We start from the raw sequence: 23132 nt of genomic DNA, 5'->3' as shown, positions 1-23132 counted from the left end.
TTAGTTCAGCCCAGCGTAGGAGTGCAGGCTCGCAGCAACAAAGTTCACATACGTCATGTTAAACACCGTCATTGCCAATGCAAAGACGTTGATCCACGCGGCCTTGGAGTTCTTCCAGCCAGCGGTTGCGCGCGCGTGCAGGTACGCCGCGTAGAGCACCCAGGTGATCATGGACACGGTTTCCTTCGCGTCCCAGTTCCAGAACCGGCCCCAGGCAACCTCAGCCCAGATCGCGCCGAAGACGATGCCAATGCCGAACAGTGGCAGGGTCACAATCGCCGTCTTGTACGTGATCGTGTCCAAGGTCTTCGCGCTTGGCAGCGGCTTTGCAAGTGCACCGAAGAAGCCGTGCTCCTCACCCTTCGGCTGCCACATGCGCAGCAGATAGAGAAGCGCGAACACGCCGGAGACAATGCCAATGGACGCACCGATGGACACCGTGGACACGTGGACCGGCATCCAGTAGGACTGCAGCGCCGGCACCACCGGAGCCGCCTGCAGGTGGAACACCGTGGAGTTTAAGAACATGGTGATCACCATCGGTGAGAGCAGCCACGGCCACAGGGAGTGCCAGCCCTTGCGCTGCACCACAGCGGCCGCGGTCACCATGATCACCGCCGTCATGAACAGGATGTACTCATACAGGTTGCCCAGCGGGAAACGCTGCGCCGCAATGCCGCGGGTAACAAAGGCGACAATGTGCAGCGTCACACCGAACCAGACCAACGCCTGGGTCATGTTCGCCCACTGGCGCGCCTTGCCCACACGGGTTTCATATTCGGTGTCCAGCGCAGCGCTATCAACCGGCTCCTCGGGGCGCTCCTTGGTCAGCACCGAAGAACCAGCGCCAACGGCCACTTTCTCCTCCGCGCGGGCGGCGAGCTCCGCACGCTCACGGCGAAGGTCCACGATGCCAAGCAGGCGACCGTAGTAGATGCAGGACATGAGCAGCGCAGCGATGTAAATGACAAACGCCGTGCGGAACGTCAAGTCCGAAAGTGAGGCCATTGTTGTATCCACGAGCATGTGCATTAACGTACCCCACTTACCAGGCCAATTCCAACCTTTTGGCGGGTCACAGGCCTGTTAGCAACGTCCTAGAGGTCACCCTCTTCGAACTCTTCTTCGCTCTCATCGTGGGTGCCAAGGATCACGCCCACCAGTTCCTCGAACTCGCTGCCCCAACCGGCGCGGTCCGTGCGGGCAAGGCCGGCGATCTCTACGCGGGTAACGGCCTCCCCGGCGGCGGTGGTCTCCGGGTGCAGGCGCACCCACACGCGGCGACGCTTGATGGTCAACGACGCCGCCAGCGCCGCCAACATAATCATCGTGGTCACCAGCGCCCAGCGCTGGAACGGGTCGCGGGAGATTTGGTAGTTGGCAAACTCGGCGGCGCCATCGAAACGCACAGTGATCGGGCCGGCCGGATCACCCACGTCCACGCGGGCTTCCTCGCCCGGCTCAAGGGTGAGGCGCTGCGTCTTCTGCAGCTGGCCGGATGCAATGAGCGACTGGTCCAGCACGAAAATGTTCTGCGGGCGGCCAGTGTCCAGGCCGGCGTCGCCCACATACACCTCCACCGCCATCGCCGGGTCCTCCATGGACGGGAAGGCGGACTGCAGCATGTCCTGGTTCGGGCCGGTCCACTGGGCAGTCGGCGCGAACACGCCCTCAAACGCCAGCTGGTTTTGGCGGCGCTCCATCAGATCCGGATACATGCCCGCCGGCGGATCAAAACGCATCACGCCAGAGGACAAAAACGTCTGCAGGTCCGTGGGCCTAAACTGCACCATCTGCGTGCGCGACTCCCCGTTCGGCCACGTCACCGTAATCTGCGGCGCAAACCCGTGCCCCTGCAGGTAGACGCGGTCCTGGCCAATGCGCAGCGGGTGGTTGACCTGCAGCGTTGCCTGCTCCCACGTCTCCTTCGGCGCGGTCACGTCATCGGTGTAGGTCACGTCGGACCAAAAGCCCAACGCCTGGCCATTCGGCAGGTAATCAGAGCGGAAGTTTTGGGATTCGAAGCAGAAGGGGGTCAGCCCGGTGCCGTCGAAAAGCGAACCGGCCCTGAACACATCAAAGTTAGACGGGCTGGTGTTGCAGAACTCGCGCGAGTTTTGCACGGGCACCGCATGCTCGGATTCGGAGTTGGTGACCACGATCGCCTGGCCCTCATAAAAGGCCATCCTGCCAAGGGTGAAGGTGACAATCATGCCCACAATGCCCACGTGGAACAGCAGGTTCATCAGCTCTCGCGAGTAGCCGCGCTCCGCCGAAATGGACAGCGCGCCGGCACGGTCCTCCCCCGGCTCATAGACCGCGGTGTGCCAGCGGCGAAGGGCTTTTTGCGTATTTGCGCTCACCTGATCCACCGGTGCCGCCACCACACCGGACTCATGCAACGGCATGCGGGAGAGGAACTTCGGCGCACGCGTCGGCTTCGCGCGGTACGCACGCCAGTGATCCACCGAGCGCGGAATGATGCAGCCAACAAGGGAGATCATCAGCAGCACAACGATGGCGACGAACCAGGTGGAGGAGAAAGCGTCGAAAAACTGCAGCCTGTCGTAGATCGGCCCCATCGTCGGGTTGGCCTTGAGGTAGTCATCTACCAGCGACGCACTGACCTGCCGCTGCGGCAACAGTGCACCCGGGATGGCCGCCAAGGCCAGCAGGAACAGCAAGATAAGCGCGGTGCGCATGCTTGTCAGCCAGTGCCACGCCTTCTTCAGCATCTGCATGTTGAATCCTTTAAATTACTGTCTCTCCGAAACCGACGGTGAACTGACGCGTCCACCCAATAAATGTCTCCCACACGCCACTGAGCAGCAAAATGCCAACCGCAATCATGGCGATACCGCCGATGATCTGGATCTGGCGCGAATGCCTGCGCAGGAAATCCACGCTTTTGACCGCACGCGCCGAGCCAATGGCGATAAGCAGAAACGGCAAGCCCAGCCCCAAACAGTAGGCGGTGACCAGAATCGCGCCGCGCGCCGCCGTCATGCCCTCAGTACCTGCGGCGACGGAGATGATCGCAGCCAGCGTCGGCCCAAGGCACGGCGTCCAGCCAAGCGCAAACACGCCGCCTAAAAGGGGCGCACCGAAGATGGTGGCCCAGCGTTTCGGCTGCATGCGGGTGTCTTTCTGCAGCGCCGGGACCGCCCCCATGAACACCACGCCCATCAGGATGGTCACCACACCACCGATGCGCATGAGCATCTCCGCGTTGAGACGAATCATGCTAATCGCCCCGAACACACTGACCGTGGCCAACAGGAACACCACGGTAAACCCTGCAATGAACAGCGCTGCCGCACCGGCGACCGCGCCTCGTTTTCTAGTCACCCGCGGCCCGTCCTCCCCGTAGCTGACCTCACCGCCAACCACGCCCGTGAGGTAGGAAATGTAGCCGGGCACCAGCGGGATCACGCACGGGGAGGCAAAAGAGACTAACCCGGCCAACGCCGCGGCCAGCATGCCAAGCAGCAGCGGTCCTTCTGCCGCTAGCTGTGAAAACGCCTCCCCCATCGGCTACTCCGCCTCAAGTTCTGCAACCACGTCAAGAATGTCCTGGGCGCTTACCTCACGCAGGAACACCGCCGCTGGGCGGTGTTCCTTGTCCAGGATCACGGTGGTTGGGATCACGGAGCTGGGCACGCCGCCAAGAAACGCCGCGGTTTTAAAAGGCGGGTCATACAAAGACGGGTAGGTCACCGCGTTGTCTTTGAGGAAGTCGCGCGAAATCTCCGGGTTCGGGTCACGCACGTTGATACCAAGTACTGTGCCCGTGCCGATCTCCTCGAAGTGCTCTTGGACCTCCTGCAGATCATCAACCTCCGCGCGGCACGGGGCGCACCACTGGCCCCACGCGTTCAACACCACGACCTGGCCAGCGAAGTCATCCAGGTTGATATCGGTGCCCGGCTCCATCAGCGACTCACCGCTGAAGTTTGCCAACGGCTTGCGGTCTGCCTGGTCATAGCGGATCTCAACCTGGCCGCCTGGAGAGTGGAACGAAAACGTTCCGCCGCTATCGCCGCCAGTAGTTGAGCAACCAGCAAGGGCGAGCGCGCACACAAGTGCGGGCAGGATTCGTTTCGTTCTCACAAGTAGCTTTCTTAAGGTTTGGCTCAGGGTTTTCTAGATGTGTCCGGCCGGGGTGGAATATGACCAGTCAATAACAACGTCACCCTCAAACACAAGTGACGTCACACTTGCCAGGTCACACTCGCGGCTGGCGTGCGCAAAAGACTTGCCCTGCACGAAGCGCTGCACAGTGACAATGGGCAACTGGTGGCTCACCAACACCGCCTCGTGGCCCTCGGCCTTCTGACGTGCCTGCTCAATGGCGCGATCCATACGCTGGAAAATCTCCTCGTACGGCTCGCCCCAGCTGGGTTCCCAGGGTTTGAGCATGTAGCGCCAACGCTTCGGGTTCCACAACTGGGAACGCCACCCCTTGGTGCGCAGCCCCTCAAAGGTGTTGCCGGCCTCAAGGATGTCCTCGCACGTATCCACGCTTAAACCCGTGACCTGGGCAATCGGCTGCGCCGTCTCCTGCGCGCGCTCAAGCGGGCTGGCCGCAAGGTAGGTCACGTCGCGGCCCTCAAAAAACTCCGCGGTGGCCGCAGCCATGGACTGTCCACGAGAGCTCAGGTGATAATCCGGCAGGCGCCCGTACAAAATGCGCTGCGGGTTAAACACCTCGCCGTGGCGCACAAGGTGAACGATGGTGCGCGTCATGCGGTTGGCTCCGCCTGCGCCGCAGCCTTCGCCGCCGGAACCAGCGCCGCCTCAATACGGCCAAAGTCCTCATCGGTGAGCGCCGTGGACACAAACCAGGTCTCAAACGCGCTCGGCGGCGCGAACACGCCCGCGTCCAGCAACGCGTGGAAGAACGCCGGATAACGCCAGGTGTCCGCAGCCTTCATGTCCGCGAAGTTGTGGCCAGCGCCCTCGGCGAAGCGTACGGACAGCATGGTCTCTGCACGCTGGATGTGGTGGGCTACGCCCTCGCGCGTCAAGGCGCTGCTAATCAGGCTGCCCAGCAGGTCCGCGTTTCGGTGCAGCTGCGGGTAAATGTCCTCAGAGGCAAGCTTCAACGAGGCCAAGCCCGCTGCCATCGCCACCGGGTTACCGGAGAGGGTGCCCGCCTGGTACACCGGACCATTCGGTGCGAGCTTCTCCATAATCTCGCGGCGACCACCAAAAGCCGCCGCCGGCAGACCACCGGAGATGACCTTGCCAAACGTGGTCAAGTCACCCGCCACGCCGTCCACGCCGTACCAGCCGGAATAGGAAGTGCGGAAGCCGGTCATCACTTCGTCCAAAATCAGAAGTGCGCCGTGCTCATGCGCAACATCCTTCAGTTTCTGGTTGAAGTTGTCCTTCGGCGCAACGGTGCCCATGTTGCCGGCCGCGGCCTCCGTGATCACACAGGCGATTTCGCCCGGGTTTTCCTCAAACGCACGACGCACCGCATCAATGTCGTTGTACGGCACCACAATCGTGTCCGCCGCCTGCGCACCGGTCACACCCGGGGAGTCCGGCAGGGAAAACGTAGCCAAGCCGGAGCCCGCCGAGGCCAGCAGTGCGTCCACGTGCCCGTGGTAGCAGCCGTCAAACTTGATAATCTTCGGCCGACCCGTAAAGCCGCGCGCCAAACGCACCGCAGACATTGTGGCCTCCGTACCGGAGTTGACCATGCGCACCTCTTCAACGCTGGTGCGCTGCACAATGTGCTCTGCAATCTCCACCTCAGCCTCGGTCGGTGCACCGAAGCTCAGGCCGTCAACCATCGCCGCCTGGACGGCCTCAAGGATCTCCGGGCGCGCGTTGCCGTTGATCATCGGCCCCCAGGAATTCACGAGGTCAACGTAGGCGTTTCCGTCAACGTCGATAAGCTTGGAGCCATGCGCGCTCTTGATAAAGCGAGTCTGGCCACCGACGGAGCCGAAGCCGCGCACCGGCGAGTTCACTCCACCCGGGGTCAGTTGCTGCGCGCGGGCAAAAAGCTCCGCCGAGCGCTTGGTGTTGGCTGAGGTTGGCATTTGACTAAAGTCCTGCGTGGTCATGCTTGTCTATCCTAGGCCATATGAAGATCGCGTTTTTAGGCCTCGGCCGCATGGGAACTGAGCTTGCGCTCAAACTTGTCAATGACCACGAGCTCACCGTTTGGAACCGCACCGCAGCCAAAACCGAACCTTTGGTTGCCGCCGGTGCGCGCGCCGCAGCAACCCCCGAGGAGGCGGTTGAGGGCGCTGAGCTGGTTATCACCTCACTGTTCGGGCCGGATGAGGTCCGCGAAGTTGTCATTGAGCCCGGCTTGATCGCACCTGATGTGACCTGGGCGGATTCCACCACCATTTCGCCTGCGGATGCCGCCGAGTTCGCCGCCGCCGTCCCCGGCTTCGTCCACACCCCGGTGGTTGGCACACTGCCGCCCGCCCGCGCCGGCAAGCTGGGAGTTTACGTAGGTGGAGCAGATGCTTCCCGACGCCACGTAGTCGCCCAAACCGTCTCCCCCTGGGCCGCCGCCAACCCCGAGCGCCTGCGCGAAGTAGACACCGCCGCCAAGGCCGCCGTGGGCAAACTGCTGGCCAACCTGGCCCTGGCCGTGAGCCTGGAAGGCTTCCGCGAAGCGCTGGACCTGGGTCTTTCGCAAGGCCTTTCTGAGTCCGAGGTGGTTTCCATGCTCGGCTCCACCGGCCTGGAGTTCATCGTGAACATGAAGGCGCCGTTCCTGCTGGGTGAGCGTTCTGTTTCTCCTGGAGACTTCTCGGTAGACGCCATTGCCAAGGATGCCCGCCTGATGCTCGACGCCGCTGACACCGACCTGCCCGCCGTCGCCGCAGCCCTGCGCTCTTTGGAAGCACAGCAGGCTGCCGGCAATGGCGACAAGGACCTGTCCTCCGTGGTGGTTAACCGCGACGTGTAGTTCTGGGGGTGGTTGGGGCCGGTTTTGGGGCCGGTTTTGGGCGCGCCGCTGCACCAATCTCCAGATTAGTGCATTCCGGCGCCTATTTCCCCAGGTGGCTGCTCACCCTCCGGGAATTGTTTCATCTCCCGTTGGGTCAGGCTGACAAATTTGACGAGCCGATTGACATTTCCCCAGGTCGCCACCCTGACAGAGAGGGGAAATTGTCAAATTTGTCAGTGCAACGAACGTTTAAGCCTGCGGCTTGGCCGTCTTGGCCTTCGACTGCCTCCGGAACACCCCGATAAACACCACAACCACCAGGGCGAGGGCGATGTAGTTGGCAATCTTGGCGTAGTGGTCCAACACGGTGACCACAGGCTCGCCAATCCACCAGCCAAGGCCCAGGTACAGGAAGGACCACAGCGTCTTGGACACAAAGTCCAGGACCATGAACTTCCACAGCGGCATCCCGGTCATGCCCATGAGCACGAACACGACGAAGGCGATGGGCAGCGGAATCGGTACATACGCCAAGAAAATGCCGAGCCAGCCGAGTTTGAGCGCCCAGTACTCAACACGCTCGATGTTTTTGGCGGCGCGTTTGGAGTTGGATGCTTGGACCTCCAGAATCCCCCGGCCCCACAGCTTGCCTGCCCACCAGTAGATCCAGTCAAATTTGATGGCAACCAGTGAGCCGATCAGCAGGTACAGCAGCCAGTGTGGTGCTTGGCCCACCGCTGCCAGTGCTCCTGTCGACGCCGCACCCAACCTCGAACCCGTCAACGCCAGCATGATCGGCGGGTCTAGTCCCAGCAGCCAGGCCCGCAGCGGGATCATGGCCAGGCCGAACAGGCCAACAAACCCGAACCAGCCAAGACACCAGTAGTCCGCCTTCGACGGCTTACCGTTCCACGGCAGGCCGTCTTCTTCCCACCATTCCTTGTTGGTGGTTTCGGCGGTGGTTGGCTCGGCGTTTGGCTCGCCGGCGCTCACGTTGTCACTCATAGGGAATCAACCTAGTGCAGAACACAGTGCAGACGAACCCATGGCAGAAACTCTGCCCAATAATTCGCGCTACTGATCCAATCGACGTGAGATTACATGGGGATTTTGAATCAAAATTCAACCAACATACAGAAACGGCTCGTATCAATGATGGGGCTAGCGAAACACAGCTGGCACGAAATAGCTGTTTTTGTTAAAGGAGAAACGACATGTCCAACACCAAGACCCGCTTTGCTGCTACCGCTGCTGCTGTTCTGCTCGCATCGACCGGCCTGGCTGCTTGCAACGACACCGGCGCTGACGATGCAACGACGACCGACTCCACCGTCAGCGACACCACTGGCACTGCAGACTCCAGCACTGGCTCCAGCTCTGATTCCACTGCAGACACTGCAACGGACTCCACTGCAACCGAGACCAAGTAAGTCGCGCTAGACAGCGGTCAATAACGGTCAGCAACGCGAAACCCCCATCGCACCAACTCCGGTTGGTGTGGCGATGGGGGTTTCGTCATGCGCCCAGGAACTGATGCCGTAACCAATGTCGGCGGTACAGCCCCTCCACACGAGTCCACGCCAATTCCAAGCCGAGCCCAAACCAAGTCCGGCTTCAACAGATATGCAGGTGAAGAAATGCAGGGGAAGATATGCAGGAGTAATGGTCAGAGCGTTTTTTCAATAAGGGCCCCGTTAATGAAAATGCCCCGTGACCTGCGAACCTGCATATCTTCCCCTGCATATCTACCTTTGGGAACTGTTCGGCGACCACGGGGCGACGGGTACAGAACCGAACAGGGGCTCAGCTAGGACTTCAGAACGTCGGCGGCGACGGCGCGGGCGTCTGCAATCACCGCGGGCACGCCAACGCCGGCGACCCAAGCGCCAGTCACACTCACACCACCAGCACCAGCGCCCGCCAACGCGTCGGCGAGCAGTTGCTTGACGGTGGCGACGGTGGTCAGGTGCGTGGCGTCGAAACGCGGCAGGCCCCCGAACCAGCGTTGGACGTAGATTTCTTCGAGGCCGGCCTCGCGGCCGTCGAAACCCGTGATGGTGCGCAGGTCATCCAACGCCCAGTCCACAAGGTCGTCCTCGCTGGCGGACAGCGCCACGGTGTCACCGAAGCGGCCGAAGCTGGCGCGCACCAGCGCGCCGCCGCGCGCAGCCAGGTGCGGCCACTTGCGGGAAGACAAGGTGAACGCCTTAGCGTGCACGTCCTGAGCATCGTTGGCTACCAGCACGCCGGAGTTTTGCGGCAGGCCCTCATCGGTGGCGAAACGCATGCCCACCACCGCGGAGTTCGCCAGCTGCACCGACTTCAGCGCAGCAGAGGCCTCGGGGGCAACGCTCTTCAGCAGCAGCGCGGCCGTCGGGGCAGGCACGGCAAGGACGACGTGGTCATACACCACATCCTCGCCGCCTTTGAGGCGGTATCCTGCGCCATCGCGAGTCAGCGCGGAGATAAACGCGTCGATGTAAATGTTGGCACCGGACTGCTCCGCCAGGGCCTCGTAGACCTCCTGGTAGCCCTCGCGGAAGGAGTTGAACACGGCGCCGTGGCCGGTGGGTAGCTCCTTGCGCGCGGCCTCCAAGTTGGCCACGGCTGTAGACAAGTGCACGGGGCCATCCGCGGCAAGGCGGTCAAGCTCCGCCGCCAGCTGCGGCACAGTCGCGCGAACACCCAGGTCATCGGCAGTGCAGGAGTACACGCCGCCCAGCAGTGCGGTGACAATGTTGTCCACCACCTCATCGCCGTAGCGCTCGCGAACAAGGGCGCCGAGGTTCACGTCGCCGCCGATCTCCCACTCGAAGCCGGGCTGCTCGCCCTCCTGGTCAATACGTCGCGCAGTCTCCTCGCTGACTAGGTGCTTCACACCTTCGGAGGATGACGGGATGCCCATTACACCGCCGGTTGGCAGCTCACGCGCCGTACCGTCAACCCACACCAAGGAGCGCAGACCCGAAGGTTCCACCAAAGAGTCGCCGAGGCCCAGCTCGGTGAAAAACTCCACAGCATCTTTCCTGCGCGCCATGAACGCCTCCGCGCCCATATCCGTCGGCCCGGCCTCAAACGCCACGGTGTAGAGCTTGCCGCCGATGCGGTCGGTCGCCTCGTAGACATCCACACGCAGATCAGTTACGCCTTCAGCCTCGCTCAAACGGCGCAGCTCATAGGCTGCGGTCAACCCGGCGAGACCTGCGCCAATAATGGCAACGTTCACGCTTTCTACGCCTCCTCGTGAATAATGCGTACGGCTTCCGTAATCGCATCCGCATCCGTGGTGGGCAAAACGCCGTGGCCGAGGTTGAAGATGTGGCCGGTGGCATCCCCCACTTCGACCGCGCGGGCAGCCTCAGCCTTAATGCGGGTGACCTCCTCGCGCACCACATCGGTGCCCGCGAACAGCATCGCCGGATCCAGGTTGCCCTGCAGCACGCGTGGGGAGGCAAAACGCTTGGCCGCCACATCCAACGGCACACGCCAGTCCACGCCCATGACCTCGCTACCAGCCTCAGACATGGCGCCGAGCAGCTCACCGGTGGCAACGCCGAAGTGAATGCGCGGGATCTCACCGGCAACCGTCTCTAAGATCTCCACCGAGTACGGCAGCACGTGCTCGCGGTAATCCGCCTCCGTGAGGAAGCCCGCCCAAGAATCGAAGAGCTGCATCGCGTCAATGCCGGCCTCAACCTGGGTGCGCAGGAACGTGGTGATGGTGGGCACCAGGCGACGCATCAGCGCGTGCCAAGTCTCCGGATCCCCGTGCATCATGGCCTTGGTCTTCTCGTGGTTCTTGCTCGGCCCCCCCTCAACAAGGTAGCTGGCCAGCGTAAACGGCGCGCCCACGAAACCGATCAGCGCCTGGGTATCTTTCAGCTCACCCAGGATGATCTCAATGCCCTTGGCCACCTCTTCCACGTGGTGGTCCAGAATCGGCAGATTATCCACGTCCGCACGCGAGGTGATCGCCTGATCCATCACCGGGCCGCGGCCCGGCACAATCTCAACGCCAACACCGGCAGCCTTCAGCGGCACCACAATGTCAGAAAACAGAATCGCGCCATCCATATCGTGGCGGCGTACCGGCTGCATCGTAATCTCCGCCAGCAGCTCGGGCATGAAGCAGGAGTCCAACATGGGGATGCCTTCGCGTACCTTGAGGTACTCCGGCAGGGAGCGGCCCGCCTGGCGCATAAACCACACCGGGGTGCGCGACGGGGTCTGGCCGTTAGCGGCCTGAAGAAGCGGGGCATTAACAAGCTCACGTCTGGTCATGGCTTACAAGCCTACTTCAGATCCGCCAGCACCTTTAGGACGGGAAACGCCCAGCGCGCGAGGAACGCTGCCCGATGATCAAAGAGCTACCAAGCATGACTAGGGTGGCGCCCATCGGCGGCAGCACACCGGTCATGGCCAGCCCCACAGCTAACGCGTTATAGATCAGGGCGAACGCCATGTTGGAGTCAATGATGCGAGAGACGCGCCGGCCGTGCTCAAGCAGCTGGGGCACTGCCATCACGTCATCACGCATGACCAGCGCGTCGATCTCAAGCTCGGTGTTTTTCTTCATGTTGCTTTCGAAGAAATCCTCCTCGGCATACAAAACGCCAAGGTCCCCGACCTCAATAACGTCCAGCACAGACAGGCTGCCCACCATGGCCACGTTTGCTCCACGGCTGTGCAGTTGGCGTACGGCACCCGCCTTGTCATGCGCGGTAACTCCTGCCAGCACCGAGGATATGCCCAGCATGTTGGCAAACCGGCGTCCCACCGCGTAGGTGTCACGCGTCAGCATCACAGTGGAGGTGCCCATTGCTTCTAGACGATCAACCGCATCCGCCGCATCCTGCTTCTCCGGGTCATGCAGCGTGATCACACCTCGGTCGCGGTTCTTCCAACGCACCACAATCGGCGCACCGCCGCTAACCGCCGCCAGCGCCAAGCGCCCCTTCAGGCGCGACAGGTTGGTGGGGCGCCACAGCTCAGCGTCGAGATGGGTGGCCTCATCATCATCCGCCACACGCCCATCAACCACGGGACGCAGGGTCACGCGCCCGGTGGTGGTGCCGTCCTGGTGGATGGTGGACTCTTCCAGATCCACACGCCACGGTGCACCGTGGCCTTTCGCCTCACGTGCAGCGGCAACAATCGCACGTGAAGAGGGGTGGTTGGACTCCACCAAGAGCGCCGCCGCAACGAGGAGCACCACCTCGGTGTCCTCGCCTTCCGCGGCAGTGACCGTCTCTACGGTCATCTCCGGTTCCACCAGAGTGCCCACGCGGTTAAACACCACCGTGTCCACTTCTTCACACTTGCGCAGCGTTGCACCATCGCGCACCAAAATCGCGTGGCGCGCCGCCGCTTCAATGCCGTGGCGGATCGCCAGTGCGGGTGAAATAGCCAGCGCCACCGGTGCAACTACGGCCAGGATGGCAAGGGCGGTGGAGAAGGCGGCGTTGATGTTGCCGTCGATAAGCCACCAAAGCCCAAAATCAATCACTGCCAGCGCATACGCGGCCGGGATCATCATGCCGGCCGAACGCGTGGACATCATCGTCGCAGCGTTTTCTCGACGCGACGCCTCCTCCACCCAACGGCTCACCCACGCCCACTTGGTCGCATGGCCGGTGCGGCGTGCGCGGACTTTGATCTTGCCGCGGTCAACCATCGCCCCGGCGGCCACCTCATCGCCCACCTTCACGTTCGGTTCCGCATCCACGCCAACCAGCACGTGATCCAGATGGGCTGAGCCGCCAACCACCTCGCCGTCTACGGGGATGCTCTGGCCGGGGCCTACCTCCACGTCATCGCCGCGGTTGATCTCAGACAGCGGCAGGATTTCCTCATCACCGTGCCCACGGCGAATCACGTTGTATTCCGTATCTGAGGGCGGAGTAAACAACGCCATCTGATCCACCAACGACGCACCAGCACGCTTCGCGTAAAAACGCCCCACCAACAGCAGCGCTGTGACACCGCAGGCGACGTCTAAGAAGAGATCCATCTCATCCCCGCGCCGCGTGGGCGTCCACCCGGTTGCAGACACCCAACCGATCTCACCCGCGGGCGTAAACAACAGCGCTACAACAGACCAGAGATACGCCGCCAGCACAGCGACCGAACTCGCACCATCCAGCGCCGAAAGACCACGGCGCACGCCACCAGCCATCGCGCGGTGGAACGGCAACGCGCACCAAAACGCCACCGGCGTAGTCAGCGCCAAACACAGCCACTGCCAGCCCGGGAACTGTACGGCCGGCGAGTAACTGAGCACAATCACCGGCAGCGACAACACCACTGCCGTGATCAACCTCGCCGGGGTAACCAGGTCGCGGGCGGTAAACAGCACGTCATTAGAGCTGGACCGGGTACGCGCACGGCGCACAAAGCCAGCATCACGCGCAGCGCTCAGGCTCGCCTGCGCATCCCGGCGCCGGCGGCGAATCCGCACCGACATCCCACGCGTACTCTTGCGCGGCGAACGCGGCTCCACCGCATCCTTCAGCAACGCCTGGCGCTGCAAGGTGGTGTCCGTCATCACCGGATCCACACCAAACGCCTGGATGATGTTCTCCAGCTGCTCCGGATGCACATCAGACGGCGCGGTAATCCACGCCATTGACGTCGGATACACCATGCGCGCGATCACGCCCGGGATCTCCTCCAACGCCTCCTCAATGTCCGCCAGCTGTGGGGCATCCTCCACACCTACGAGTTCAAAGGCATAGGAGATGTTGCGGTGTTGGTGGTCATCATCGCCATCGCTATTACGCAAGCCCTGCCCGCTGGTCTCAACTCCGGCAAGCCTCGCGGCGTCGCGGGCGAGCTCAATCGAACGGGAAAGATCTTCAGAAACTGACATGGTTCACCTTGCGCTTTAGCGCAGCCCTTCCCACAGGTCCCCGCTGCGGTGATCAACAAAAGCATTCGCCGCCGGTCGGAACATAAAGAAACCAGCAAACGCCAGCAGGATCACAATGACAAATGCCACAAAACCAACTGCGTGCACGAAAAAACCGGCCAAGTTTATAAACACGGCGAGCATGACCAGCACAGAAGCGAAGCGGCGCGCACGCTTGGAACCGCGCTCAAAAAACGCCGCACACACCGCCAACCCCAAGGCCAACGCAATGTTGCCCACAGCAACAATGCGCGTGTTCAACAGCAGGGATTTGGTCACGTCAGTGTCAAGATCCGGCGGCACGTAGGTGCCTAGGAACACAGTGGCAAACAGGTCAACGGCCGTGACCAACATCAGCACTGCGGCAGCAACAACCAGCCAATACGCCACCTTCAGCGGCGTTGGCCAGGTCTCACCCGCCGCATCTGTATGCCTGCGGTTGCGGTCATTCGGGTCCGCAACCATCGTTGGAAACATGCCCGCCACGTTTTAGGCTCCTTTAGCTCCGTTTTTGCCGGCGCCGGCGTCTACCCAATCAGCCGATTCCTTCTGGGAAGCGTAGAACAGGCCGAGTGCGCCCGCCACGCCAAGCATGATCTGGATAACCCCATCGAAGGCGTAGAACGCAAGTGGCACCGTGGTGCTGGCTGGGCGCATGGCAAACACCATCAACGCGCGAAGCGCGAAGAACACAGAGAACACCATCAGCAGCCTGCGTGCGGTTCCTGCCATTTTGCGCTGCCTGCTTATAGACGCCAACGCAAACGCAAACAACGCCAAAATACTCAGCTGAATCAACGCCATCAGCGCAACAGATCCCCACACCGCAACGTTCATCAACCCCTCGGACATGGCTCCGGACATGGCCCCGGTCTGCTTCGAGGCTTGCTTAGCTGAAGCAATCAATTCGGCGGGGTCCATCAGCAGCGAAACCACGGTCAAAGCCTGGTGCAGCAGCTCACCACCAATCATGAACGCCCAGCACGCCAGCATGTAGCGCACCGTTTCCGGCTTCCCGCCACGGGCCGCCTCCGGGTCAACGTGCGAGGCGGAGTTGGGGTTGCCTGTGGGACCTTTCGGCCCTGTGGGGCCTGGCGGCAGACTAACCACGCACGCCCCCTGCTTGGTTGAGGCGCTTGGCAGCCTCAATAGCGTAGTACGTCAGAATCTGGTTAGCGCCAGCACGCTTGATGCCAATGAGAGATTCCATCATGGTCTCTTCAAAGTCGATCCAGCCGTTCTGGCCTGCGGCAACCAACATCGCGTACTCACCAGAGACCTGGTAGGCAGCAACCGGCACTGGCGACATCTCCGCCACCTTGGCCAGCACGTCCAAGTACGGCATGGCGGGTTTCACCATGACAAAGTCCGCACCCTCATCAATATCCAGCTGCGTTTCCAGGATGGACTCCCGAATGTTTGCCGGGTCCTGTTGGTAAGTGCGGCGATCGCCCTTCAGCGAGGAGCCGACCGCGTCGCGGAACGGGCCGAAGAACTTGGAGGCGTACTTCGCGGAGTACGCCATAATCGCCACATCCTGGTAGCCAGCGCTATCCAGCGCCTCACGGATGACAGCAACCTGGCCGTCCATCATTCCGGATGGGCTCACAATGTGAGCACCTGCGGCGGCTTGGGCCAGTGACATCTTCACGTAGAGCTCAAGCGTTGAGTCATTAGCCACGATCTCCTGGCCAAAACGGTCCGTTTCTAACACACCGCAGTGGCCGTGATCCGTGAACTCATCTAAGCAGGTGTCTGCCATGATCAGTAGGTCATCGCCGAACTCCTCGCGCAGCGCAGTCAGGTTCCGGTTCAGAATGCCGTTTTCATCCCAGGACACCGAACCCGTGGCATCCTTATCCTCATCGCGCGGAACACCAAAGAGGTCCACGCACGTCACGCCGGCTTCCAACGCCTCGTGGCAGATGGCCTTCAGGCTGTCCGTGGTGTGCTGGTACACACCCGGCATGGAGGAAATCTCGCGTTTGGTATCAATGCCGTCTGCGACAAACAGCGGCAGGATGAAGTCCGCTGGGTGCAGGCGGGTTTCCGCCGTCAGCTCACGGATCTTCGGGTTTTGGCGCAGACGCCGCGGGCGGCGAAGCATGGTCAGGTCAATAGCGGAGTCATAAGACATGCGCCCCATCCTATTCCCCGCTCGCAGCTCCGTCCGCAACTGCTGCAGCGGCCGTCTCTACCTCAGCGGGTTTCCGCCGGGCACGGCGCTTCTTGCGCGGGGGCGGCAGCTGGCCAGCGGCGCGCAGTTCCGCAACGTGCTCCGCCAAAGCGTCGACCAGCGAAGGCACATCCGCAACCTCCGGCACCACGTCCACACGCAGGCCCTGCTCCTTCGCCTCAGCCGCCGCCATGGGGCCGATGCAGGCGATGATGGTGCGCTGATGCGGCTTACCAGCAATGCCAACCAGGTTCTTCACGGTGGAAGCAGAGGTGAAGCACACGGCATCAAAACCGCCGGTCTTGATCATGTCGCGCACCTCAGGTGCAGGCGGAGCGGCGCGCACGGTGCGGTAGGCCACCACGTCATCTACTTCCCAGCCCTTCTCCAAAAGGCCGTCCACCAACACGTCCGTACCCAGGTCAGCGCGCGGCAGCAGCACACGCGACACTGGGTCAATGTCCTCGACGTACTCCGGGAACACCTCAACCAGGCCAGCCGCGTTTTGCTTCGTGCGGTGCGGCAACAGCTCCGGCATCATGCCGCGGGCGCGCACAGCGTCCGCAGTCTTCTGCCCCACCGCAGCCAAGTGCACGCCGGCAAAGGAACGCGCATCCAAACCCAGCTCAGCAAACTTGTCCCACACCGCATCAACAGCGTTGACGGAGGTAAACACCACCCACTGGTAGCGGCCCTCAACAATACCCTTGATCGCACGGTCCATCTGCGCGGGGTTGCGCGGCGGCTCCATGGAAATGGTGGGCACAGACTGCGGGATTGCGCCATAGGAGCTTAAGCGCGCACTCATCGACCCAGCCTGCTCCTTGGCACGCGGCACCAGCACACGCCAGCCGTAGAGCGGACGGTTTTCCCACCAGGAGTACTTCGCGCGTTCATCCGGCACGGTACCCAAGGTCACCACCAGCGGACCGGTCAGGTCCGCATCCAGCTTGGCCACGGTCTGCAGCGTCGCATCAAACGTGCGCTGCAAACGCGTCGTGCCGTGCGTGGTCACCGCTACTGGAGTGCTGGCCGCAAAACCGCGATCCATCAGCTCCTTAGCCATCTGCGGCAGGTGTTCCTGCGTTGCCTGGAACACCAGCGGCTGCGGCGCGGTGGCCAGCTGATCCCAGTCCACGGTCTCATTAGCCAGGTCCGCCTCGGTGTAGGTTGAGCCCAGCGCAATGCCGGCGAAGGAAGGCACGGTGGACGGCAGGCTCATGCCCGGCACCACCTGAAACTCCAGGCCAGCGGCAGCAACCGCGGACACCTCCGCCATCACCGAATCGCGCGTCAACGGGTTGCCGCTGACCAGGCGCACCACATCACCGTCGCCGCCATCGCCCTGCTCATACAGTGCTTCCGCCTGCTCAAGGGCATTTTTCAGCTTATCGACGACCCCGTCAACCCCCGCAGCCAACTCCTCAACCTCAGCCGCCGTTGGCAGCTCCGGGCGTGGAGGTTTCCGGCGCGCACCAGCCTGTTTTGCCTCAAGCACCATTTGCTCATACTCCGCGTTCGCCGCGTCGAGCTTGGACTGGGGGACGGGAAGACCTGCCGCAACAACGTTACGGACACCCTGAGAGACCTCCGGATCAACCAACGCGATAGCATTGGTCTCCAGCACCTCGCGTGCACGGATGGTCAGCAGATCAGGGTTTCCCGGGCCTGCCCCGACGAAGATGATCTTTGTCATACAGTGAACTTTTCTAGGCACAAATAGTTGTCTCGGCGCGGACGAGGGTGCCGTTATGCCACCCCGCTGTGCCGAGACGTGAAAGCGTTTGGTATCTCCACCTTAAAGTGGAGTGCCCAGGATTCAAAAACGCCTGTGTTTTTTATATGCGTTTTACGCCCGTGCTTACATCAACGGCATTGCGCCGCGTGCCACCAACGCTTCCGCCACAGATTGGCCAAGTGCCACCGGATTCGAGCGCTGCCCAGTCTGGGTTTCCACAACCTGCTTCGAGCCGTCCAGGGCGAATACGCCTGCGGTCAGCGTCAGCGTGTCACCATCCAGCGTTGCGTGAGCAGCAACCGGCGCGGTGCAGCCAGCCTGCAGCGTTGCCAGCACCTGGCGCTCCGCCGTCGCCTGGACGGTGGCGTCCGGGCAGGCCAGCGCATCAATACGTGCGGCGTTGTCCGCATCGCCCGCGCGGCACTCCACTGCCAGCGCACCCTGCGCCGGCGCCGGCACCACTACCTCCGGCGAAAACACCTCGGTGGCGCGATCCGCATACCCGCCGCGGCTCAGACCCGCGTACGCCAACATGATCGCGTCCAACTCACCAGAGGTAACAAAGCTCATGCGGCGCTCAATGTTGCCGCGCAGCGGGCGAATGTCCAGGTCCGGGCGCAGCGCACGCAGCTGTGAGATGCGGCGCGGCGCCGACGTTCCCACCTTCGCGCCCTGCGGCAGCTCCGCCAACGTCAAACCGTCGCGAGCAATCAGCGCCTCACGGTTATCCTCACGCTTCGGCACAATCAGGTGTGCGCGTGGTTCCGGCGCCGTCGGCAAATCCTTAAACGAGTGCACGGCAACATCCACCTCACCGGCAAACAACGCATCACGCAGCGCGGACGTAAACACGCCCACACCGATGCGCTCAACCGGTGCCTGCGATAAATCACCAGGGGTGGTCACAATGTGCAGCTCCGCCGGGGCACCACCTGCAATCAGCCAGTCCCTGACGTGCCCTGCCTGGGTAGTAGCAAGGTGAGATCCACGAGTACCAATGCGCAACATTTACAGCTCCTTGACCTGCATTTTGGCCTGCATTTCTTCCGGGCGCGGCAGGCTCCCCGCATCAACGGCAACCGGGGGACGGCCCAAGCCGAACAACTCCTCGAACACCGTATCCACGCTAACAGTGTCCGTTGTAGCCACCAGCTCCTTAATCTTCACCGTCGGCGTGTGCAGCAACTTGTCCACTACGCGGCGTACGGTGCGTTGGATTTGGGCAAAGTCGTCCTCACTGACGTCCACAAGCCTGGCCCTGAGTTTCTCCAACTCGAATTCCTGGACCTCCGTGGCACTGCTGCGAAGCCTGGCAACCGCCGGCGCCACCTCGCGCACCCGCTGCTGGGAGGAAAACTCCCGAACCTGCTCAGACACAATCTCCTTGGCGTTTTGCACCGCCACAACATCCGCCGAATCCCCCTTGGCAGTGCGCTTCTTGTGCAAAAACTCAATGTTGATCAGGCGCACGCCCTCGCGCGTTGCCACATCATCTGCAATATCGCGCGGCAGCGACAAATCAACCAACATCGTCGGCCCCGAAAGGTCCTCCGCAGTAATGGTGAAGCCGTCAGACGCCGTGGCAGAAACCGTGATGTCAGCACGCGAAATCGCACCTGCGCGGGCGTTGAAATCCACCACTTCCGCCGGCACGCCAGCTTCCCGCGCGTGCTCCGCGAGCCGCTCAGCATTGGAACGCGTGCGGTTGGCAATGATCAGCTTGTCCACACCGCGCCTCCCCAGCTGCGTTGCGGCCAAAGAACTCATCGCGCCAGCACCCAACACCAGGGCCGTGTGCCCCTCAAACGAATCCACACCCATCTCCGCCATCGCCTCATCCAAGGCGAAGGTGACCATAGACCCACCGGCCTCATCGATCGCGGTTTCCGTGTGCACGCGCTTGCCCGTATGCAACGCGGACTGCGCGAGCGAATGCAGCGTCGGCCCAACCGTACCGCGCTCCGCCGCATCCAGATACGCCGAGCGCACCTGGCCAATAATCTGCTGCTCACCCACCACCATGGAGTCCAGCCCAGAGGCCACTGAGAACACGTGCTCTGCAGCCGCGTCCGCGTAGCGCACGTACAGGTAGCCGCGCAGCTCTGCCTCACTGACACCAGAGACGTCAGCCAGCACCTGCAACACATCTTCCACACCAACGTGGAATGCATTCGCAACAGCGTAAATCTCCAGCCTGTTACAGGTGGAAATGATCATTGCTTCACTGAGAGACGGCTGCGCCACCAACGCGGTTGCAGTCGTGTCCTGCACCGCCTCATCCATACTCAGCCGTTCAAGCAACGCGACAGGAGCCGAGCGATGGGACATCCCCACAACGAGTACGCTCACCCAATCTCCTCCAACTCACCAAAAAATCAAACTAAAGTATAGCCCTCTAACGTCGAAGCTCTGCGTCCAACTCGTCCGCATCCACTTCCCAGCACGCGAACTCATCACCGTCAATCACCACAACCGGCACCCGGTCCCCGTATTCCAATGCCAGCTCAGGGTCCGTATCCACATCCACAACCCGCATGAGAGCTTCATGCTTATCGACGACCCGCCGAACCTCCCCCTCAACCCTCACACACGAACCGCAACCCTGCCTCACCATGAGTTCTACAGTCCTCATCCCTTAGAGTCCTCCAGTTCTTGCTTTGTTAGGTACGATGTGCGAGTTAACGCGTTAACGCTAACAGACAGCTGCTAACAGACAGCTAGAGCACCAACCTCAACCGCAACCGAGGAACCCTATGGCCGAGCCCAGCGAACTCCTTGCCCAGTGGTCCGTCTCCCACGGCAACCTGCGCCGCTTCTTTGAGGACCTGGCACTGCCCCCACTCGACGCCGAAGCGCAGCGCGCCGCCGGCGAAGCGGCCGCCGCAGCCGCCATCGAGGAAACCTTCGGCATCGGCATTGAAGAATTCACCCTTGGTGTTGATTCCGTCGGTGGCGCCTTTGCCACCGCCGGACGCCCAAAGCTCAACCAGCCAGACCCGGACATCCCCCAGGACCCCGGCGCGGCAGCGTTCTTTGACATCGACAACACCCTGATCCAGGGCTCCTCCCTCATCCTGCTCGGCCAGCAGCTGGCTAAGCGCCGCTACATCACGCTTCGTGAGATCTTCCCGGCCCTAGTCAAACAGGTCAAGTACCGCGTGTCCGGCTCCGAAAACGCCGATGACATCGCCTCCGGCCGCGAGCAAGCCCTCAGCCTGGTCAAAGGCAAGTCCGTCGCCGAACTTCAGGAGCTTTGCGCCGAGATTGTGGACCACCACATGCTGACCAAGGCGTACCAAAGCACCGTAGAACTCGGGGCTATGCACCTCGCCGCAGGCCAACAGGTGTGGTTGGTTTCCGCAACACCTGTCCAGATTGGCCAGGCACTGGCAGAGCGCCTCGGCTTCACCGGCGCACTTGGCACGGTTGCTGAGGAGGAAGACGGTGTTTTCACCGGCCGCCTAGTCGGCGACATCCTCCACGGCCCCGGCAAACAGCACGCCGTCGCCGCGTTGGCTGCCCTCCAACAGCTGGACCTAGAGCGCTGCACCGCCTACTCCGACTCCATCAACGATCTGCCAATGCTGGAGATGGTCGGTGCCGCCGTGGCCATCAACCCGGACCGTCAATTGCGGCAGCACGCTAAGCAGCGCGGCTGGGAGATTCGCGACTACCGCTCCATGCGCCGCCTCATCCGCTCCTACGCCATTCCGGCCATCGCTGCCGCTGGCGTTGTTGGTGCAGCGCTAAGGATTGCCCGGCGCCGAAAGGCCGCTTAGGCGCTCCGCTGAGGCCTTCCGCTTAGGCCCTCCGCTGAGGCCTTCCGCCGCAGTAATTTCCGAATTATTGCATTCCGGACCCTAAACGCCCAGGTGACTGCATGTACTACCGGGATTGTTTCGTCGCTCGCCGTTCCCGAGGCAGTCAGGAAAAGAGAATCCTGAATTCTTTTGGCCTGAGGCCATCAGCGACCTGGGGAAACTGAATTCTTTGCCCGATTTCGGGAAACAAATTCAGGATTCGAGGCGCCGCCTGGGCGTCCGGAACCCTAACGGAGTTAGAGACCGTACTTCTCCTTCTCCTTGGCGGTCATGCCGTCATACATCGACCCGGAAGCACCGGCGGTTTCTTCTGGACGAATCTGACGATCCTCCGGAGTCGCAGCGTAGTCAGGCGAGTACACACAATGCGTGCGTCCAAAAACGCTCGGCATGCAGTAGTTATTGTGGTCGCACAGCGTCCTGTACTCAGGCTGCTTTTCAATCTTCTGAATCATGTCCGGTTCACGTAGCAACGCGCGGCCAATCTCGAAGAACTCAAAGCCTTCCTTGTACCCCAATTCAAAGTGCTCACGCCGGGTCAGACCACCCAGCAGGATGAGTTTGGTGTTCTTCACCTTGTCTAAGAACTGACGGGCATCATCGAACATGTACATGTCCTCGTACGGGAAGTCGCCCATCATCTTCTTGCCAAAGAGCTTGACGCCAACGTCGAAAGGAAATGGCATGTGCTCAGCAAACCCGTCCACGGGCACATCGCCCCTGAACAGCCACATTTGCCGCAACACGGAGGAGCCCTGAGTCAACAGCAGTGCGTCAATGTTGCCGTCAGCATCCAGCATCTGCGCAGTCTGCAACGAATCTGGCAAGGTAATGGAGCCCGGAATGCCATCCGTCATGCTCATCTTGGCAATGATCGCAACATCATCACCCACCCGCTCCTTCACCGCTGCGGCGATCTCGCGGACAAAGCGGGAGCGATTCTCAATGTGGCCGCCGTACTCATCATCTCGGCGGTTGATCCAGCCCGACAGGAAGCTCGACGGCAGGTAGAGGTGACCGAAGTGCAACTCGAGCGCATCGAATCCAGCTTCTGCGGCTAGCTCCGCAGCATCAGCAAACTCGCGGATGGCCTGCTGAATCTCTGCCTTCGAAATCCCCTTGCAGTAGTTAAAGCTTGTGGGGCTGAAGAACTTCGACGGCGCCCAGGGGGTTTCCCCAATCAGCGGACGCGTAGCCACTGGCCCGGCATGCCCAAGCTGGGAAGATGCCTTCGCGCCGTGAGCATGCATCGTGGCAGTGAAATCCCTCAGTCCAGGCAGGGAATCACGTTCCATCAAGATCTGGCCTGGTGCCGAAAAGCCACGCTTCGAGGTAGCGCAGTACGCCAGGGTGGTCATCCCGATACCACCAGCGGCAAAACCCTCGTGGTACGCAATCAGTTCATCAGTGACTTTGCCATTTGGCGAACGTCCCTCAGACGTCGCAGCCTTGATGAAGTGGTTTCGCAACTCAACTGGACCAAGCTTGGTGGGCTTGAAAACCTCGGTCGGGTCAACATTGGGAGTGGTCATTGAAATGGTCCTCTCTCAGTAGAACCCTCGAAAGGG

General features: G+C 61.8%; 21 protein-coding genes. 3 read left to right on the top strand and 18 right to left on the bottom strand.

Annotation, left to right across the window (positions count from 1 at the left end):
* The 6 genes from ccsB to hemL form a co-directional block, all read right to left on the bottom strand.
* Entirely contained in the window at window positions 1–1026 is a 1026-nt protein-coding gene (ccsB, locus tag I6I71_RS04255) for a c-type cytochrome biogenesis protein CcsB (RefSeq protein ID WP_201822522.1), read from the bottom strand.
* Window positions 1027–1097: 71 nt separating this feature from the next.
* On the bottom strand, window positions 1098–2741 hold the full coding sequence (locus tag I6I71_RS04250; protein ID WP_201822520.1) for a cytochrome c biogenesis protein ResB: 1644 nt from the start codon (window positions 2739–2741) through the stop codon (window positions 1098–1100).
* Between the two features lie 10 nt (window positions 2742–2751).
* Window positions 2752–3531 (bottom strand): cytochrome c biogenesis CcdA family protein, encoded by a 780-nt coding sequence (locus I6I71_RS04245; protein WP_070495028.1) that lies wholly within the window; start codon window positions 3529–3531, stop codon window positions 2752–2754.
* A 3-nt stretch (window positions 3532–3534) separates the two neighbouring features.
* Window positions 3535–4110, bottom strand: coding sequence for a TlpA disulfide reductase family protein (locus I6I71_RS04240; RefSeq protein ID WP_052205482.1), 576 nt, complete (start codon window positions 4108–4110; stop codon window positions 3535–3537).
* A 33-nt stretch (window positions 4111–4143) separates the two neighbouring features.
* Window positions 4144–4746 (bottom strand): histidine phosphatase family protein, encoded by a 603-nt coding sequence (locus tag I6I71_RS04235; RefSeq protein WP_201822518.1) that lies wholly within the window; start codon window positions 4744–4746, stop codon window positions 4144–4146.
* Complete coding sequence (gene hemL, locus I6I71_RS04230) at window positions 4743–6077, bottom strand: glutamate-1-semialdehyde 2,1-aminomutase (protein ID WP_201822515.1); 1335 nt, start codon at window positions 6075–6077, stop codon at window positions 4743–4745. The genes I6I71_RS04235 and hemL overlap by 4 nt, the downstream gene beginning before the upstream one ends.
* 20 nt (window positions 6078–6097) lie before the next feature.
* On the opposite strand from hemL, the gene I6I71_RS04225 reads away from it, so the two are divergent.
* On the top strand, window positions 6098–6940 hold the full coding sequence (locus I6I71_RS04225; protein WP_201822513.1) for an NAD(P)-dependent oxidoreductase: 843 nt from the start codon (window positions 6098–6100) through the stop codon (window positions 6938–6940).
* A gap of 231 nt (window positions 6941–7171) precedes the next feature.
* Here the strand turns inward: I6I71_RS04225 and I6I71_RS04220 are convergent, their stop codons facing one another.
* A complete protein-coding gene (locus tag I6I71_RS04220; RefSeq protein WP_052205485.1) occupies window positions 7172–7927 on the bottom strand; it encodes a DedA family protein in 756 nt (251 codons plus the stop codon).
* Between the two features lie 209 nt (window positions 7928–8136).
* Here I6I71_RS04220 and I6I71_RS04215 point away from each other — a divergent pair, with 209 nt between their 5' ends.
* Complete coding sequence (locus I6I71_RS04215; protein WP_101733771.1) at window positions 8137–8352, top strand: hypothetical protein; 216 nt, start codon at window positions 8137–8139, stop codon at window positions 8350–8352.
* A gap of 377 nt (window positions 8353–8729) precedes the next feature.
* On the opposite strand, the gene I6I71_RS04210 is transcribed toward I6I71_RS04215, so the two are convergent.
* The 10 genes from I6I71_RS04210 to I6I71_RS04165 all read right to left on the bottom strand — a co-directional run bounded on the left by I6I71_RS04210 (window position 8730) and on the right by I6I71_RS04165 (window position 20375).
* Window positions 8730–10148 carry a protoporphyrinogen oxidase gene (locus tag I6I71_RS04210; RefSeq protein ID WP_201822511.1) on the bottom strand — a complete coding sequence of 473 codons (1419 nt, stop codon included), beginning with the start codon at window positions 10146–10148 and terminating at the stop codon, window positions 8730–8732.
* A 5-nt stretch (window positions 10149–10153) separates the two neighbouring features.
* Entirely contained in the window at window positions 10154–11203 is a 1050-nt protein-coding gene (gene hemE / locus I6I71_RS04205) for a uroporphyrinogen decarboxylase (RefSeq protein WP_052205487.1), read from the bottom strand.
* A gap of 34 nt (window positions 11204–11237) precedes the next feature.
* Window positions 11238–13790, bottom strand: coding sequence for a heavy metal translocating P-type ATPase (locus I6I71_RS04200; protein WP_201822509.1), 2553 nt, complete (start codon window positions 13788–13790; stop codon window positions 11238–11240).
* Window positions 13791–13805: 15 nt separating this feature from the next.
* Window positions 13806–14306 (bottom strand): hypothetical protein, encoded by a 501-nt coding sequence (locus I6I71_RS04195; protein WP_236587433.1) that lies wholly within the window; start codon window positions 14304–14306, stop codon window positions 13806–13808.
* A gap of 12 nt (window positions 14307–14318) precedes the next feature.
* On the bottom strand, window positions 14319–14939 hold the full coding sequence (locus tag I6I71_RS04190; RefSeq protein WP_201822500.1) for a hypothetical protein: 621 nt from the start codon (window positions 14937–14939) through the stop codon (window positions 14319–14321).
* Window positions 14932–15966: a porphobilinogen synthase gene (gene hemB / locus I6I71_RS04185; RefSeq protein WP_201822498.1), complete on the bottom strand. Its 1035-nt coding sequence runs from the start codon at window positions 15964–15966 to the stop codon at window positions 14932–14934. The genes I6I71_RS04190 and hemB overlap by 8 nt, the downstream gene beginning before the upstream one ends.
* Before the next feature lie 10 nt (window positions 15967–15976).
* A complete protein-coding gene (locus I6I71_RS04180) occupies window positions 15977–17701 on the bottom strand; it encodes a bifunctional uroporphyrinogen-III C-methyltransferase/uroporphyrinogen-III synthase (protein ID WP_201822496.1) in 1725 nt (574 codons plus the stop codon).
* 165 nt (window positions 17702–17866) lie between these two features.
* Window positions 17867–18751 (bottom strand): hydroxymethylbilane synthase, encoded by an 885-nt coding sequence (gene hemC, locus I6I71_RS04175; protein WP_201822492.1) that lies wholly within the window; start codon window positions 18749–18751, stop codon window positions 17867–17869.
* Entirely contained in the window at window positions 18752–20092 is a 1341-nt protein-coding gene (locus I6I71_RS04170; RefSeq protein WP_201822489.1) for a glutamyl-tRNA reductase, read from the bottom strand.
* Between the two features lie 46 nt (window positions 20093–20138).
* Window positions 20139–20375, bottom strand: coding sequence for a glutaredoxin family protein (locus I6I71_RS04165; RefSeq protein ID WP_052205494.1), 237 nt, complete (start codon window positions 20373–20375; stop codon window positions 20139–20141).
* 121 nt (window positions 20376–20496) lie between these two features.
* Between I6I71_RS04165 and I6I71_RS04160 the strand changes: the two genes are divergently transcribed.
* A complete protein-coding gene (locus I6I71_RS04160; RefSeq protein WP_201822487.1) occupies window positions 20497–21522 on the top strand; it encodes an HAD family hydrolase in 1026 nt (341 codons plus the stop codon).
* A gap of 278 nt (window positions 21523–21800) precedes the next feature.
* Here I6I71_RS04160 and I6I71_RS04155 read toward each other — a convergent pair whose 3' ends face one another.
* On the bottom strand, window positions 21801–23096 hold the full coding sequence (locus I6I71_RS04155) for an NADH:flavin oxidoreductase (RefSeq protein WP_201822485.1): 1296 nt from the start codon (window positions 23094–23096) through the stop codon (window positions 21801–21803).
* Window positions 23097–23132: the final 36 nt, after the last annotated feature.

Source organism: Corynebacterium riegelii (assembly GCF_016728505.1).
GTDB classification, from domain to species: Bacteria; Actinomycetota; Actinomycetes; order Mycobacteriales; family Mycobacteriaceae; genus Corynebacterium; species Corynebacterium riegelii.
Note: the sequence above shows the minus strand (reverse complement) of the source record. Positions and strands in the feature narration are given on the sequence as shown.

Excerpts from the sequence above, each read along its gene's own strand:
- ccsB (WP_201822522.1), bottom strand. The coding sequence starts at position 1,026 with ATGCTCGTGGATACAACAATGGCCTCACTTTCGGACTTGACGTTCCGC.
- I6I71_RS04250 (WP_201822520.1), bottom strand. The coding sequence starts at position 2,741 with ATGCAGATGCTGAAGAAGGCGTGGCACTGGCTGACAAGCATGCGCACC.
- I6I71_RS04245 (WP_070495028.1), bottom strand. The coding sequence starts at position 3,531 with ATGGGGGAGGCGTTTTCACAGCTAGCGGCAGAAGGACCGCTGCTGCTT.
- I6I71_RS04235 (WP_201822518.1), bottom strand. The coding sequence starts at position 4,746 with ATGACGCGCACCATCGTTCACCTTGTGCGCCACGGCGAGGTGTTTAAC.
- hemL (WP_201822515.1), bottom strand. The coding sequence starts at position 6,077 with ATGACCACGCAGGACTTTAGTCAAATGCCAACCTCAGCCAACACCAAG.
- I6I71_RS04225 (WP_201822513.1), top strand. The coding sequence starts at position 6,098 with ATGAAGATCGCGTTTTTAGGCCTCGGCCGCATGGGAACTGAGCTTGCG.
- I6I71_RS04220 (WP_052205485.1), bottom strand. The coding sequence starts at position 7,927 with ATGAGTGACAACGTGAGCGCCGGCGAGCCAAACGCCGAGCCAACCACC.
- I6I71_RS04215 (WP_101733771.1), top strand. The coding sequence starts at position 8,137 with ATGTCCAACACCAAGACCCGCTTTGCTGCTACCGCTGCTGCTGTTCTG.
- hemE (WP_052205487.1), bottom strand. The coding sequence starts at position 11,203 with ATGACCAGACGTGAGCTTGTTAATGCCCCGCTTCTTCAGGCCGCTAAC.
- I6I71_RS04200 (WP_201822509.1), bottom strand. The coding sequence starts at position 13,790 with ATGTCAGTTTCTGAAGATCTTTCCCGTTCGATTGAGCTCGCCCGCGAC.
- I6I71_RS04195 (WP_236587433.1), bottom strand. The coding sequence starts at position 14,306 with ATGTTTCCAACGATGGTTGCGGACCCGAATGACCGCAACCGCAGGCAT.
- hemB (WP_201822498.1), bottom strand. The coding sequence starts at position 15,966 with ATGTCTTATGACTCCGCTATTGACCTGACCATGCTTCGCCGCCCGCGG.
- I6I71_RS04180 (WP_201822496.1), bottom strand. The coding sequence starts at position 17,701 with ATGACAAAGATCATCTTCGTCGGGGCAGGCCCGGGAAACCCTGATCTG.
- hemC (WP_201822492.1), bottom strand. The coding sequence starts at position 18,751 with ATGTTGCGCATTGGTACTCGTGGATCTCACCTTGCTACTACCCAGGCA.
- I6I71_RS04165 (WP_052205494.1), bottom strand. The coding sequence starts at position 20,375 with ATGAGGACTGTAGAACTCATGGTGAGGCAGGGTTGCGGTTCGTGTGTG.
- I6I71_RS04160 (WP_201822487.1), top strand. The coding sequence starts at position 20,497 with ATGGCCGAGCCCAGCGAACTCCTTGCCCAGTGGTCCGTCTCCCACGGC.
- I6I71_RS04155 (WP_201822485.1), bottom strand. The coding sequence starts at position 23,096 with ATGACCACTCCCAATGTTGACCCGACCGAGGTTTTCAAGCCCACCAAG.